At 64.3% G+C, this 14,455-nt stretch carries 12 protein-coding genes and 1 pseudogene; 8 read left to right on the plus strand and 5 right to left on the minus strand.

Annotated elements, in window-relative coordinates:
* On the minus strand, positions 1 to 571 hold a 571-nt coding region (locus CWO89_RS09870; RefSeq protein ID WP_130578435.1), incomplete at its 3' end, for a CinA family protein.
* A gap of 2 nt (positions 572 to 573) precedes the next feature.
* Positions 574 to 1,755, minus strand: a complete 1,182-nt coding sequence (locus CWO89_RS09875) for a bifunctional 2-C-methyl-D-erythritol 4-phosphate cytidylyltransferase/2-C-methyl-D-erythritol 2,4-cyclodiphosphate synthase (RefSeq protein WP_130578436.1) — start codon at positions 1,753 to 1,755, stop codon at positions 574 to 576.
* 286 nt (positions 1,756 to 2,041) lie between these two features.
* Between CWO89_RS09875 and dusB the strand changes: the two genes are divergently transcribed.
* The 7 genes and pseudogenes from dusB to hflX all read left to right on the plus strand — a co-directional run bounded on the left by dusB (position 2,042) and on the right by hflX (position 11,575).
* Positions 2,042 to 3,043, plus strand: a complete 1,002-nt coding sequence (dusB, locus tag CWO89_RS09880) for a tRNA dihydrouridine synthase DusB (protein ID WP_130578462.1) — start codon at positions 2,042 to 2,044, stop codon at positions 3,041 to 3,043.
* Complete coding sequence (locus CWO89_RS09885) at positions 3,040 to 4,215, plus strand: two-component system sensor histidine kinase NtrB (RefSeq protein ID WP_130223420.1); 1,176 nt, start codon at positions 3,040 to 3,042, stop codon at positions 4,213 to 4,215. The genes dusB and CWO89_RS09885 overlap by 4 nt, the downstream gene beginning before the upstream one ends.
* A 9-nt stretch (positions 4,216 to 4,224) precedes the next feature.
* Positions 4,225 to 5,667, plus strand: a complete 1,443-nt coding sequence (gene ntrC, locus CWO89_RS09890; protein ID WP_130578437.1) for a nitrogen regulation protein NR(I) — start codon at positions 4,225 to 4,227, stop codon at positions 5,665 to 5,667.
* 246 nt (positions 5,668 to 5,913) lie between these two features.
* Positions 5,914 to 8,286, plus strand: coding sequence for a sensor histidine kinase NtrY-like (locus CWO89_RS09895; RefSeq protein ID WP_130578438.1), 2,373 nt, complete (start codon positions 5,914 to 5,916; stop codon positions 8,284 to 8,286).
* A gap of 16 nt (positions 8,287 to 8,302) precedes the next feature.
* Complete coding sequence (ntrX, locus tag CWO89_RS09900) at positions 8,303 to 9,673, plus strand: nitrogen assimilation response regulator NtrX (protein WP_130223414.1); 1,371 nt, start codon at positions 8,303 to 8,305, stop codon at positions 9,671 to 9,673.
* 261 nt (positions 9,674 to 9,934) lie between these two features.
* A complete protein-coding gene (gene hfq, locus CWO89_RS09905; protein ID WP_027578348.1) occupies positions 9,935 to 10,183 on the plus strand; it encodes an RNA chaperone Hfq in 249 nt (82 codons plus the stop codon).
* Positions 10,184 to 10,194: 11 nt separating this feature from the next.
* Positions 10,195 to 11,575, plus strand: a pseudogene (gene hflX / locus CWO89_RS09910) (GTPase HflX).
* 77 nt (positions 11,576 to 11,652) lie between these two features.
* On the opposite strand, the gene mazG reads toward hflX, so the two are convergent.
* The gene (gene mazG / locus CWO89_RS09915; RefSeq protein WP_130578439.1) at positions 11,653 to 12,483 is read right to left on the minus strand and encodes a nucleoside triphosphate pyrophosphohydrolase; all 831 of its coding nucleotides are present in this window, start codon (positions 12,481 to 12,483) and stop codon (positions 11,653 to 11,655) included.
* 127 nt (positions 12,484 to 12,610) lie between these two features.
* On the opposite strand from mazG, the gene queC reads away from it, so the two are divergent.
* The gene (queC, locus tag CWO89_RS09920; protein WP_130578440.1) at positions 12,611 to 13,339 is read left to right on the plus strand and encodes a 7-cyano-7-deazaguanine synthase QueC; all 729 of its coding nucleotides are present in this window, start codon (positions 12,611 to 12,613) and stop codon (positions 13,337 to 13,339) included.
* 5 nt (positions 13,340 to 13,344) lie between these two features.
* On the opposite strand, the gene CWO89_RS45785 is transcribed toward queC, so the two are convergent.
* Together CWO89_RS45785 and CWO89_RS09925 are read right to left on the minus strand one after the other, a co-directional pair.
* The gene (locus CWO89_RS45785; protein WP_165421075.1) at positions 13,345 to 13,509 is read right to left on the minus strand and encodes a hypothetical protein; all 165 of its coding nucleotides are present in this window, start codon (positions 13,507 to 13,509) and stop codon (positions 13,345 to 13,347) included.
* 149 nt (positions 13,510 to 13,658) lie between these two features.
* Positions 13,659 to 14,237: a hypothetical protein gene (locus CWO89_RS09925; protein ID WP_130578441.1), complete on the minus strand. Its 579-nt coding sequence runs from the start codon at positions 14,235 to 14,237 to the stop codon at positions 13,659 to 13,661.
* Positions 14,238 to 14,455: the final 218 nt, after the last annotated feature.

The raw sequence follows: 14,455 nt of genomic DNA on the forward strand, positions 1-14,455 counted from the left end.
CGCTGCGGCGCGGGGAGCGCGCGACGCGGGGACGCAGGCGGCTAGATGCTTCGCGGCGCGGCTTGGCCGCGGCCTGGGGGCCGCGCGCCACTTCCATCAGCATGCGCAGGGCTTCCACCACGGAGCGTTGCCGTACTGCGGTGCGCCCGATCGCGCCGAAGCGGTGCTCACGATGCATGATCCGGCCATCGCGGGCGGCGACCGCGAAATGCACCAGACCGACTGGCTTGCCCGGGGTGGCGCCGCCGGGACCGGCGATGCCGGTGATGGCGACCGCAAGATCGACGCCGGCACGCTCCAGGGCACCGACCGCCATGGCGGTCGCGGTCTCCTTGCTGACCGCGCCGAAGGTCGAAAGCGTCAGCGCGTTGACGCCGAGCATGGCGCGCTTGGCCTCGTTGGAATAGGTGACGAAGCCGCGATCGATGACGTCGGAGGAGCCGGGGATATCGGTGAGCGCGCCCGCGACCAGCCCGCCGGTGCAGGACTCCGCCGTCGCGATGGTCAATTTCCGCATCCGGCACAGATCGAGCAGCGAGCGGGAGAGGGCGCGCGCGTCGCTGCCGCTCATGGTTACTCGCTCCAGGGGAGGCGAATGGTGGCGCTCGCAGTGGCTGCGATGCCTTCCTCACGGCCGGTGAAGCCCAGTTTCTCGCTGGTCGTCGCCTTCACCGCGATGCGCGAGATGTTCACGCCCGAGATCTCGGCGATCTTCGCCCGCATGGTGTCGCGCAGGGGGCCGATCTTCGGCCGTTCGCAGATCAGCGTCACCTCGAGATTGGCGATGCGGCCGCCGCGCGCGGTGATGCGATCGACGGCATATTTCAGGAATCGGTCGGAAGAGGCGCCCTTCCACTGCGGATCGCTCGGCGGAAAATGCGAGCCGATGTCGCCGTCCGCGAGCGCGCCGAGAATGGCGTCGACCAGCGCATGCAGGCCGACATCGCCGTCGGAATGGGCGAGAAAGCCCTTCGTGTGCGGCACGCGCACGCCGCAGATCATCACGTGATCACCTTCCCCGAACGCATGTACGTCGTAGCCGGTGCCGGTCCTGATGTCGCCGAGCAGGCTGGCGAGGCGGGCCTCCTCGCGGACGAAGTCTTCAGGTGTGGTGAGTTTCATGTTCGCAGGATCGCCTTCAAAGGTCGCCACCGTCAATCCCGCCCATTCGGCAATCGCGGCATCGTCGGTGAAATCGCTCAAGCCCTCGCGCGCGGCGCGGCGATGCGCATCCAGGATCACGTCGAACCGAAAGACCTGTGGCGTCTGCGCGATTCGCAGCCGCGCGCGATCGGGCGTCGCTTCGACATCGCCGTTCGTACCGGTCAGCTTGATAGTATCGGTGACCGGGACCGCGGGAACAGCGGCACCGGTACGGCCGGCCGCGTCGATCGCGCGCGAGATCAGCGCCTGCGTCACGAAGGGCCGCGCGGCGTCGTGGATCAGCACGATGTCGGGCTTCTCGCTCGCAAGTGCCTCCAGTCCCGCACGCACGGACGCTTGCCTTGTCGCGCCACCGTTTGTCGGCGGCCGATGGCGAAGGCCCACGACTGCTTCGTTGAAGAGGGCGGCATCATCGGGATTGACGACGGGCTGCACGGCGAAAACATCGGGATGTCGGCTGAACGGCTCCATCGCCCGGAAGATCACCGTCTGTCCGCCGATCATCCGGTACTGCTTCGGCCCGCCCGCGCCGGCGCGAAGCCCGCGGCCGGCTGCAACAAGGATGGCGGCGGTGCGCTCAGGTCTGGGCATTGGACGAAACTGTATACGAGTTGGTTAAGGTGAGGGCGCCGGGCTTTCCGCCAGCGCACAGCCCTTACCATGCTGGATGCCCAATGACAGAGCTATTCCCATACCCTGTGGGAAAAGCAGTTCTTGTTGCGGTGCACTTGCGCAAATGATAGAAATGTCTAAACCGTAGGCATAACGCTTGACTGCACAAGAATTGTGCTCAAAATATAGGGCGGCGGCGCGATAAGGCTGCCGCCAGTAACACGAGAAGCTTGTGACCGGACTCGCAAGAACACGTCGTAACTCTTTGAAAATAGGTGACATTACCGTCGCCAACCCGGTGCTTCTCGCCCCCATGTCCGGCGTGACTGATGCCCCGTTTCGGCGTCTCGCGGCGAGTCTCGGCGCGGGGCTTGTCGTCTCGGAGATGACCGCAAGCGACGATCTTGCGCAGGGCAGACCGATCTCGCTTTTGCGCTGCGAGGCGGCCGGGATCGGGCCGCATGTGGTTCAACTCGCCGGGTGCGAGGCCCGCTGGATGGCCGAGGGCGCGAGGATCGCGGAGGCCGCCGGCGCCGACATCATCGATATCAACATGGGCTGCCCGGCGCGCCACGTGACCGGCGGCCAGTCCGGCTCCGCTTTGATGCGCGACCTCGATCACGCGACAAGCCTGATCGAGGCGACGATCGCCGCGGTCAAGGTGCCGGTGACACTGAAGATGCGGCTCGGCTGGGATGACCGCACGCGCAATGCGCCGGAACTGGCACGGCGTGCGCAAGCCGCCGGCGTGCAGATGGTGACGGTGCACGGCCGCACGCGCTGCCAGTTCTACAAGGGCGAGGCGGATTGGGCCGCTGTGCGTGAAGTCAGGGACGCCGTCTCGATCCCGCTCGTCGTCAATGGCGACATCACCTCCTTCGAGAGGGTGGTGACCGCGCTCGATGAGTCCGGCGCAGACGCGGTCATGATCGGACGCGGCGCGCAGGGTCAGCCCTGGCTGCCCGGGCAGATCGCGCGCCGGCTCGAGACCGGCATTGCCGAGCAGGCGCCGCCGCTCGCCGAGCAGCTCAGCCATATCCGTGAGCTCTATGATGCCGTCCTGAGCCATTACGGTGTCCGTGTCGGGCTCAAGCACGCGCGAAAACATCTCGGTTGGGCGCTGGAGATCGCCGCCCACTGCAGCCGCGCTCCGGCAGCGACGCTGAAGGGCTGGCGGCAAAGCATCCTGACCTCGGACGAACCCTCGAGTGTGCATCAATCGCTTCAGGATGCTTACGACGATTTTGCATGGAGTGCTGCTGCATGACATCAGCCGCAGAGACTCGCCGGCGCATGCCCTCCGACAGCGAGGCCATTCTCAACGCGCTGCCGAACCCGGTGCTGCTGGTGGCGCCGGATGGCCGTATCGCCGACGCCAACATCGCCGCCGAATCGTTTTTCGAAATCTCCACGCAGTTCCTGCAGCGGCAGTCGCTGAAGGAACTGGTGCCATTCGGCAGCCCGCTGCTCGCGCTGATCGACCAGGTGCGCACCTCGGGGTCGCCGGTCAACGAATACAAGGTCGACCTCGGCACGCCGCGGATCGGCGGCGACCGCCAGGTCGATTTGCATGTGGCGCCAGTCACGGAGCGGCCGGGGCATATCGTCGTGATGCTGCAGGAGCGCACCATCGCCGACAAGATGGACCGGCAGCTTACCCATCGCAGCGCCGCGCGCTCGGTGATCGCGCTGGCGGCGATGCTGGCACATGAGATCAAGAACCCGCTGTCGGGCATCCGCGGCGCGGCGCAACTCTTGGAGCAGCAGGCCTCCTCGGATGACCGCATGCTGACCCGGCTGATCTGCGACGAGGCCGACCGCATCGTCACCCTGGTCGACCGCATGGAAGTGTTCGGCGACGATCGGCCGGTCGCCCGCGGCCCGGTCAACATCCATTCAGTGCTCGACCACGTCAAACGGCTGGCGCAGTCCGGCTTCGCGCGTAACGTCCGCTTCATCGAGGATTACGACCCGTCGCTGCCGCCGGTTCTCGCCAACCAGGATCAGCTCATCCAGGTGTTCCTCAATCTGGTGAAGAACGCCGCCGAGGCGGTGGCCGATCTCGGCACCGATGCGGAAATCCAGCTCACCACCGCGTTCCGTCCGGGCGTCCGGCTGTCGGTACCCGGCAAGAAATCGCGGGTGTCGCTGCCGCTGGAATTCTGCGTCAAGGACAACGGCTCCGGCGTACCGGAAGACCTGTTGCCCAATCTGTTCGATCCCTTCGTCACCACAAAACAGACCGGCAGTGGCCTCGGGCTTGCGCTCGTGGCCAAAATCGTCGGCGATCACGGCGGCATCATCGAATGCGAATCCCAGCCGCGGAAGACCACCTTCCGCGTGCTGATGCCGATGTACAACCCCGCCAAACAAATCGACCAAAGCAGCCGCGAGGACGTTCCGGGTACGCCATCGCATGCCTCACAGGACGCAAGATGAGGAAAGACAATGCCCGCAGGTAGCATTCTCGTTGCTGATGACGATACCGCCATCCGCACGGTTCTCAACCAGGCCCTGTCACGCGCCGGGTACGAGGTGCGGTTGACCGGCAACGCGGCGACGCTGTGGCGCTGGGTGAGCCAGGGCGAGGGCGATCTCGTCATCACCGACGTGGTGATGCCCGACGAGAACGCGTTCGACCTGTTGCCGCGGATCAAGAAGATGCGGCCGAACCTGCCCGTCATCGTCATGAGCGCGCAAAACACCTTCATGACGGCGATCAGGGCCTCCGAGCGCGGCGCCTACGAATATCTGCCGAAGCCGTTCGACCTGAAGGAGCTGATCACCATCGTCGGCCGGGCGCTCGCCGAGCCGAAGGAGAGGGTGGCGAGCGCCGCCGACGACTCCGAGTTCGACTCGATTCCGTTGGTCGGCCGCTCGCCGGCGATGCAGGAAATCTACCGCGTGCTGGCGCGGCTGATGCAGACCGACCTTACCGTGATGATCTCGGGCGAATCCGGCACCGGCAAGGAACTGGTCGCCCGTGCGCTGCACGACTACGGCAAGCGGCGGAACGGCCCCTTCGTCGCCGTCAACATGGCGGCGATCCCGCGCGACCTGATCGAGTCGGAATTGTTCGGCCATGAACGCGGCGCGTTCACCGGCGCCAATACCCGCGCCTCGGGCCGGTTCGAGCAGGCGGAAGGCGGCACGCTGTTCCTCGACGAGATCGGCGACATGCCGATGGAGGCGCAGACCCGGCTGCTGCGCGTGCTGCAGCAGGGGGAATACACCACCGTCGGCGGACGTACCCCGATCAAGACCGACGTGCGCATCGTCGCCGCCAGCAACAAGGATTTGCGGATCCTGATCCAGCAGGGCCTGTTCCGCGAAGACCTGTTCTTCCGCTTGAACGTGGTGCCGCTGCGGCTGCCGCCCTTGCGCGAGCGGATCGAGGATCTGCCCGACCTGATCAGGCACTTCTTTGCGCTCGCTGAGAAGGACGGCCTGCCGCCAAAGAAGCTCGACGCCCAGGCGCTGGAGCGGCTGAAGCAGCACCGCTGGCCCGGCAACGTCCGCGAACTGGAAAACCTCGCACGCCGGCTGGCGGCACTTTATCCGCAGGATGTGATCACCGCGTCCGTCATCGACGGCGAACTGGCTCCGCCGGCCGTCAACTCCGGCGGCAACACCCAGCACGGGGTGGACAATCTCGGTGGCGCGGTCGAGGCCTATTTGTCCTCGCACTTCTCCGGCTTCCCGAATGGCGTACCGCCCCCGGGCCTCTACCACCGCATCCTCAAGGAGATCGAGGTGCCGCTCCTGACGGCTGCGCTCGCGGCCACCCGCGGCAACCAGATCCGCGCCGCCGACTTGCTCGGCCTCAACCGCAACACGCTGCGCAAGAAGATCAGGGACCTCGATATTCAGGTCTACCGGAGCGGGGGCTAACCCCGATCCGTCATTCCGGGGCGCGCGTTGCGTCAACTCCGATGTGCGATTGCACGTCGGAGAATCTCGAGGTTTCGAATTCGGTAGCTCGCCGCCCCGAACGAGGGGACCTCCGAGAGGGCTGTGGAACCCTGTTCATTCCTGAGCAGGCGCCGCGGAAATGTCGCAATTCGGCAACATTGTGATATGATTGCATCAGTCCGCTCGATCAGCGGACGTTGAGGCCTTCAGTTCATCCTTGCCGGAATGACCAGCCCAGAGACCACGGCCCAGCCGTACGAACCTTCACGTACCGAGAAAAGGGGGGTGCCGCTTGCGAAGTGGCTGGCGCCCTTTGCGGTGGCGATTGCGCTCTTGTCGGCGTTCCTTACGTTCGTGGTGCTGACGGGGCTGACCCCGATCGAGCCGACGCCCGAGGTGGTCCGTTCCTTCCTGCTAATCAACGCCACGACCATCCTGCTCTTGGTCGGCATCATTGTCCGCGAGGTCTGGCAGATGGTGCAGGCGAGGCGGCGCGGCCGAGCGGCGGCGCGGCTGCATGTGCAGATCGTCGGCCTGTTCTCCGTGGTCGCTGTGCTGCCCGCGGTCCTGGTCTCGATCGTTGCCAATGTCACCATCGAGCGCGGCCTCGACCGGCTCTTCTCGGGCCCCACGAAAGAGGTGATCCAGAATTCGCTGACGATCGCCGGCGCCTACATGCAGGAGCATGCGCAGCTCATCCGCGGCGACGTCTTGGGGATGGCGAATGACCTCGCCCATGCAAGGCCACTGTATGACCAGGACCGCATGACGTTCATGCAGCTCCTGACGGCGGGCGCGGCGGCGCGCAATCTGCCGGTTGCGCTGCTATTGGACAAGGACGGCAACGTTCTCAACAGCGCGGACACCGGTAGTCGTCTGAACTACGCACTACCACCGCTCGAAATTCTCAAGAACGTCAACGAGACAGAGCCGGAAATCTCGGTTTTCCCCGAAAGCTATGTCGCCTCCGTGGTCCGCCTGCGGGCTTATGACGACACATTCCTGTACGTGGCGCGTCTGCTTGATCCGACCATCGTTGCCCAGCTCAAGCAGACCCAGACCAGCGCTGCCGAATATGCTCAGCTTGAGGCGCGTCGGCTCGGCATCCAGGTGGCGTTCGCGCTGATGTTCGCGGTCATCGCACTGACCATCCTGATGGCGTCGGTGCTGACCGGTCTCAACTTCGCCAACCGGCTGGTCGCGCCGATCCGCCGACTGATGGCCGCGGCGGGCGACGTCTCAACGGGCAATCTCAATGTGCAGGTCCCCGTGCGCAAATCGGAGGGCGACCTCGCTCAGCTCGGCGAGGTTTTCAACAAGATGACGCAGGAGTTGCGGACCCAGCGCGACGAACTCGTCAATGCCAGCGAACTGATCGACAGCCGCCGCCGCTTCATCGAGGCAGTGCTGTCATCGGCCAGCGCCGGCATCATCGGCGTCGATCCGTCCGGCAGCGTCGGCACCCTCAATCGCTCGGCAGAGAAGCTGATCGGCCACGCCGAGTCGGAGACCTTGGGCCATCCGCTCTCGGACGTGCTTCCCGAGCTCGACGAGATGATGAAGACGGCGCGGGAAGGCACCCAGCGCCTGGTCCAGGGCCAGATCACCATCACGCGCGACGGCCACGAGCGCAATTTGTCGGTCCGCATCTCCGCCGAAAAGACCAGCCACTCCTGGGACAATTACATCATCACGCTCGACGACATCACCGAGCTGGTCTCGGCGCAGCGCACCTCGGCCTGGGGCGACGTCGCGCGCCGTATCGCGCATGAGATCAAGAATCCGCTGACGCCGATCCAGCTTTCGGCCGAACGCATCCGCCGCAAATTCGGCAAGACCATCACCGAGGAGAAGGACAAGTCGATCTTCGAACAATGCACCGACACCATCGTGCGCCAGGTCGACGACATCAGGCGCATGGTCGACGAATTCTCGCGCTTTGCCCGCATGCCCAAGCCCGTGATGGAGGGCGAGGACGTCGCTGACACCGTGCGGCAGGCGGTGTTCCTGATGAAGGTCGCGCACCCCGAGCTCGAAATCGAGGCCGACATCAAGCAGGACCCGATGCGGGCGCAGTTCGATCGCCGGCTGATCTCGCAGGCGCTGACCAACATCATCAAGAATGCGACCGAAGCGATCGAGCAGGTGCCGCCGGAAGAGCTGGGCAAGGGGCGGATCGACGTCATCGCGCAGCGCGAGGGCGAGGAGATCATCATCGACGTGATCGACAACGGCATCGGCCTGCCGAAGGTCGCGCGCGCACGCCTGCTCGAGCCCTATGTCACGACGCGCCAGAAGGGCACCGGGCTCGGGCTTGCGATCGTCGGCCGCGTGCTCGAAGACCATGGCGGCCGCATCGAGCTCAAGGACGCCTCCGATTTCCGTCCCGGGCAGCGCGGTGCCTGGATGCGGCTTCGATTCGCCGTCTCCGGCCAGCCGCCGAAGGCGGGGGCGAACGAGCCGCCTCAGGCGGCCGGCCCCGAGTCGCAGCAGTCAAGCGCGCCGGACGAAGAAAAAAATCCTCCGGCATCCGCGACCAGCGACCCGGCATCCACGACCAATATCCAAGCGAAAATCCAAGCAGCGACAGGCGACTGACAGGCAGGTGTAACCCATGGCAAGTGACATTCTGATTGTCGACGATGAAGCAGACATTCGCGACCTCGTTGCGGGCATCCTCGAAGACGAAGGTTTTTCCTCGCGCACCGCGCGCGACAGCGATTCGGCGCTGGCGGAGATCGCCAACCGTCGCCCGCATCTGGTCTTCCTCGACATCTGGCTGCAGGGCTCGAAGCTCGACGGGCTGCAGCTTCTGGAGCAGATCAAGAAGGATAATGCCGACCTGCCGGTGGTGATGATCTCCGGCCACGGCAACATCGAGACCGCGGTCGCTGCGATCAAGCGCGGCGCCTATGACTTCATCGAAAAGCCGTTCAAGTCGGACCGGCTGATCCTGGTCGCCAACCGGGCGCTGGAGAATTCGCGCCTCAAGCGCGAAGTGAAGGAACTCAAGCAACAGGCTCCAACTGCAAGCGTTTTGACCGGCCGCTCCGCCTGCATGAACCAGCTACGCCAGACCATCGAGCGCGCCGCCAAGGCGAACAGCCGCATCCTGATTGTCGGTCCGGCAGGCTCCGGCAAGGAGCTGGTGGCGCGTACGCTGCACCAGGCATCGAGCCGCGCCGACGGACCGTTTGTCGTCATCAACGCGGCTGCGATCACGCCCGAGCGGATGGAGGTCGAGCTGTTCGGCGTCGAGGCGTCCAATGGCGAGCAGCCGCGCAAGCCGGGCGCCCTGGAAGAGGCCCATGGCGGTACGCTGTTCATCGACGAGATCGCCGATATGCCGCGCGAAACCCAGAACAAGATCTTGCGGGTGCTGGTCGACCAGACCTTTCAGCGCTCCGGCGGCACCGCAAAGGTCCATGTCGACGTGCGCATCATTTCCTCCACCGCGCGCAACCTGGAGGAAGAGATCGCGGCCGGCCACTTCCGCGAGGATCTCTACCACCGCCTGTCGGTGGTCCCGATCCGCGTCCCGCCGCTGTCCGAGCGGCGCGAGGATATCCCTGAATTGATCGACTATTTCATGGACCAGATCTCGGCGGCGACCGGCCTGCCGAAGCGGCAGATCGGCCAGGACGCGATGGCGGTGCTGCAGTCCCATGTTTGGCCGGGCAACGTCCGCCAGCTCCGCAACAATGTCGAGCGGGTGATGATTCTGGCCGGCGGCGGCCCGGAGGCGATCATCACGGCGGACATGTTGCCGCAGGACGTCGGCTCCATGGTGCCGGCGATGCCGACCAGCAGCAATGGCGAGCACATCATGGGGTTACCGCTGCGCGAGGCGCGCGAGGTGTTCGAGCGCGACTATCTGATTGCCCAGATCAGCCGGTTTTCCGGCAATATCTCGCGCACGGCGGAGTTCGTCGGCATGGAGCGCTCCGCGCTCCATCGCAAGCTCAAGGCCTTGGGGGTCGGCTGAGCCAACCGGTCGCAGATCCATGCAATTGACTGGGAATGATCGCTTTTTTCCCCATGCTTTTGCGGCAATTGCCGATTCTTGTTCATGGGTGGCGCGTGAACCGGCTTGCCTAATAGGCGGGCCTGCCCTCTAATCCTACCGCCGAGCCTGTCAGAGGGGGAACTCAGGACAGGCCGGCGACCGGGGAAAGGCTCCATCAGAGGGCTCCAACCGGTTCCAACATTCCAATAAGAAGAACCACAAGACGGCGGGACAACAAAAATGGCGGCAGACCGCGCTCAAAATCTACAAGACACCTTCCTAAATCATGTTCGTAAGACCAAGACGCCACTGACGATCTTTCTGGTGAATGGCGTGAAACTGCAGGGCATTGTCACATGGTTTGACAATTTCTGCCTTTTACTCCGGCGCGACGGTCATTCGCAGCTTGTCTACAAGCACGCGATCTCGACCATCATGCCGGGCGCACCGATCCAGTTGTTTGAAGGCGGTGAGGATACACAGGGTTGAGAGTGAACTGATTGGAGCCCCGTAATCGTGAAGGGGCCGCCGACCGGCCACGGTCGGCGGAGGGAATTGATAGCGGGCGGGTGATTGTCATCGGCCCGTATATGCGCACGCGCCGCGGCGACGCCGAGGCGCAAACGGAGGCTTCTGTCCGCGACTTCGAGGGGCGGATTGAGGAAGCGGCCGGGCTTGCCCGTGCCATCGATCTTGCGGTGATCGACAGCGTGATTGCCCCGGTCAGCCAGATCAGGCCGGCGACCTATCTCGGCAAAGGTAAGGTCGAGGAGATCGCCGGCCTCGTCGCCGGCCACAACATCGAACTCGTGGTGATGGATTGCGCGCTGTCGCCGATCCAGCAGCGCAACCTGGAGAAGGCCTGGAACACCAAGGTGCTCGACCGCACCGGCCTGATTCTGGAGATCTTCGGCCGCCGCGCCAAGACCAGGGAAGGCGCACTGCAGGTCGAACTCGCGCATCTCAATTACCAGCGCAGCCGGCTGGTGCGGTCATGGACCCATCTCGAGCGCCAGCGCGGCGGCTTCGGTTTCATGGGCGGCCCCGGCGAAACCCAGATCGAGGCCGACCGGCGGCTGATCGGCGAGCGCATCACCAAGCTCGAAAGCGAGCTGAAGAAAGTGCAGGCGACGCGGCGATTGCACCGCGCCGGCCGCCAGCGCGTGCCGTACCGCGTGGTGGCGCTGGTCGGCTACACCAATGCGGGCAAGTCGACGCTGTTCAACCGGTTGACCCGTGCCGACGTCCAGGCCGCCGACATGCTGTTCGCGACGCTCGATCCGACCTTGCGCGCTGCATCTGCCGCATGGCGGCAAGGCGATGCTGTCGGACACCGTCGGCTTCATCTCCAACCTGCCGACACAGCTCGTCGCGGCATTCCGGGCCACGCTGGAAGAGGTGCTGGAAGCCGACCTCATCCTCCACGTCCGCGACATCTCGCATGAGGATGCCGAGGCTCAGGAGCGCGATGTCGAGGCGGTGCTGCGTCAGCTCGGGATCGATCCCGATGCCGACGGCGGCCAGCGCATCATCGAAGTCTGGAACAAGATCGACCGCTTCGATCCTGAGGAGCGGGCGAATTTGCGCAACATCGCCGCCCGTCGCCCGCCGGAGCGGCCGGCTTTCCTGGCCTCCGCCTGGAACGGGGAGGGCATCGACGAACTCCTCGCCGCCATCGAGGATCGGCTGGCGGCAAGGCGCATGACGCTGGATCTGTCGATCGATGCCTCCGACGGCGCCGGCATTAGCTGGCTGCACCGCAATTCCGAGGTGCTCGACAAGAAGCTGCACGACGGCCGCTTTGATATGACCGTGCGCGTCGACGAGACCAAGCGCGATATTGTCGTGTCTCGCTTCGACGCCGTGCCGCATGTGATGTGAGCGGAAGCGCCGTAGCCCGGATGGAGGCAGCGCAATCCGGGACCGATCGAGCCATAGGCAAGAACCCCGGATTTCGCTTACGCTCCATCCGGGCTAGGAACGCCCTTCGCCTCGTTCCACAGCGCGTCCATCTCCTCCAGCGACGCTTCTCCAAGCGAGCGTCCACGCGCCTCTAGCCCGCGCTCGATATAGGCGAAGCGGCGCTCGAATTTGGCGTTGGTGCCGCGGAGTGCGGTTTCCGGATCGGCGCCGACGTGCCGCGCGAGATTGACCGCCGCGAACAGCAGGTCGCCGGTTTCTTCCGCCAGTTCATCAGCATCGGCTCCGTCGAGCGCTGCCTCGATCTCGTCGGCCTCCTCGCGGATTTTCTTCAACACCGCGCGCGGATCATTCCAGTCGAAGCCGACGGTCGAGGCCTTGCGCTGCAATTCCATCGCGCGCGTCAGGGCAGGCTGGCCAGCCTTGATCCCGGACAGCAACGATTTGTGCCCGACCTCTTCCGGCGGCCGGCGGGCCGCACGCTCAGCCTTCTCCTCAGCCTTGATGCGATCCCAGACTTCCTTGACGTGGGAGGGAGCAAGATTGCCGTCCTTGTCGGCGAACACATGCGGGTGCCGCCGGATCATCTTCCTGGTGATCGCCTCTACGACATCGCCGAACGCAAAGGCGTTCTGCTCCTCTGCCATGCGGGCGTGGAACACCACCTGCAGCAGGAGATCGCCGAGTTCTTCCCTGAGATCGTCGAGGTCGCCGCGGGTGATGGCGTCCACCACCTCATAGGCTTCCTCGATCGTGTAGGGAGCAATCGTCGCAAAATTCTGCTCGAGATCCCAGGGGCAGCCGGTCACGGGCGTGCGCAGCGCGGCCATGATCTCAAGAAGGCGTGAAATGTCGCGGGAAGGGGTCATGCGGGCACCAGAATTCTGCTTGTCCCGCTTTATGCCGTAAGCGATGGCCCGATCCCAGCGGAACGCGCTGAAATATGCCGATTTCCACCGGTTGGCCGCCGTCGCAGGTGGTGCTAAAGCGAGCGCCATGAGCGAAGATTTGTCGTCCGAAACAACGCTGGTGCTGTTCTCCGGCGGGCAGGATTCCACCACCTGCCTCGCCTGGTCGCTCAAGCATTTTGCGCGCGTCGAAATGCTCGGTTTCGCCTATGGCCAGCGCCACGCGATCGAGCTCGAATGCCGGGAGGGGCTGATTTCCGGCATCAAGGCGCTGCGGCCGGACTGGGCTTCAAAGCTTGGCGAGAGTCACACGCTGGAAATCCCGACGCTCGCCGAAATCTCAGACACTGCGCTGACGCGTGACGTCGCGATCGCGATGGGAGCGGACGGCCTGCCCAATACGTTCGTGCCTGGCCGCAACCTCGTATTCCTCACCTTCGCGGCCGCGCTGGCCTACCGGCGCGGCATCCGCCACATCATCGGCGGCATGTGCGAGACCGATTATTCCGGCTATCCCGATTGCCGCAACGAGACCATCAAGGCGCTGCAGTCGGCGCTCAGCCTCGGCATGGCCAGGAATTTCGAACTGCACACGCCGCTGATGTGGCTCAGCAAGGCCGAGACCTGGAAGCTCGCCCACGAACTCGGCGGCACTGGCCTGGTCGACCTGATCCGCGAGCACTCCCATACCTGCTATCTCGGCGAACGCGGCGCGCCGCACGATTGGGGCTACGGCTGTGGCGAATGCCCGGCGTGTACGCTGCGGGAGAGGGGATGGCGGGAATATGCGGAGCGTGATCCCGTCTCGCGCATGTAGAGCCGTCAGTGCGGGGGCAAGCGCCTGCCGTCGGGCTCAAGCTGCGCAGAGATGTCGCGGAGCTCTTTTAAACAACCGCGAATGGTGAGGCGCGCCTGCAACTGGATCAGCGTCTTGCCTTTCAGTGCTTGCTCGATGGCTTGGATCTTGGCGACGGCATCTTCGATCATCGACTCGGCTCCCTCTGCCTTTAAGGCATTGGTAACCGAATGAGGGTTAACGAGATGTTAAGTCGCATTGGTTTGCGCAGGCGATCGCACGGGCCAATGAAAATGCCACGCTCTTTCGAGCGTGGCATTGATGTACCATAGGCGATCTTCTACGCGGCTTTTTCGGCTTCGAATGTTTGTGGTGGCGGCGAACTGTCCGAATGTGACTCTGTCGCGACGGCGCTCGCTGGATTCAAGTCTGTCGGCGCGCTCGCCGCCGGCTCGGATGAACTGGAGGAATAGGCTACCTCCGCTGAATCCTCCGGAGCGCTGAGTGCGGTCTGAACCTGAGAAATCGCGTCCGCGGACGCTTGCTCTGCCTGCGCATCGGGGGGCGTCGTTGCAGTGAGGGCGACGGTAGTCTGCTCCGTGGTCTCGACTTGTGATGTGATCTCGGGCTGCGCTTCGGCATGAACGGCCTGCGCTGCTTCCGCAACGACAACCTGATCCGCCGCAGTCGTTTCGGGCTCGGCAGATGCCGACGTCGCATTCAACTCTGGTGCAGCCTGCTCCGGCTGCGGTTGGGTGACGGTCTGCAGGCCGAGGTCGGCGGAGACATCGCTGATCAGCTTGTCGATGGCGAGCAGCGCCCGGAATTCGGGCACGCTTGCAAGATGTTGCCGGCACTTCGCCTTGGCGGCTTCGAGCGCTTCAACGACTTCCGCAGCCATCGACTGCGCGGCCGCCAAGCCCTGCAAGGTATCAGCGACCTGTTGCGTCGAACTCTCCACCAGCAGGAAAGCCGAATACTGCGGAACGGCTTTCAGATGCTCGTTGTATTCGTTACGCACAGAGCGAAGCGAATTCACAATGTTACCAAAAGAGACAACCCCAGACATTATATCCCCCTAACTCCCACTGTTGGGATTTCGCGACGCTATTTCAAAATTTTTCTGTATTCAATTTG

This window comes from Bradyrhizobium sp. Leo170, assembly GCF_004296405.1.
GTDB lineage: Bacteria > Pseudomonadota > Alphaproteobacteria > Rhizobiales > Xanthobacteraceae > Bradyrhizobium.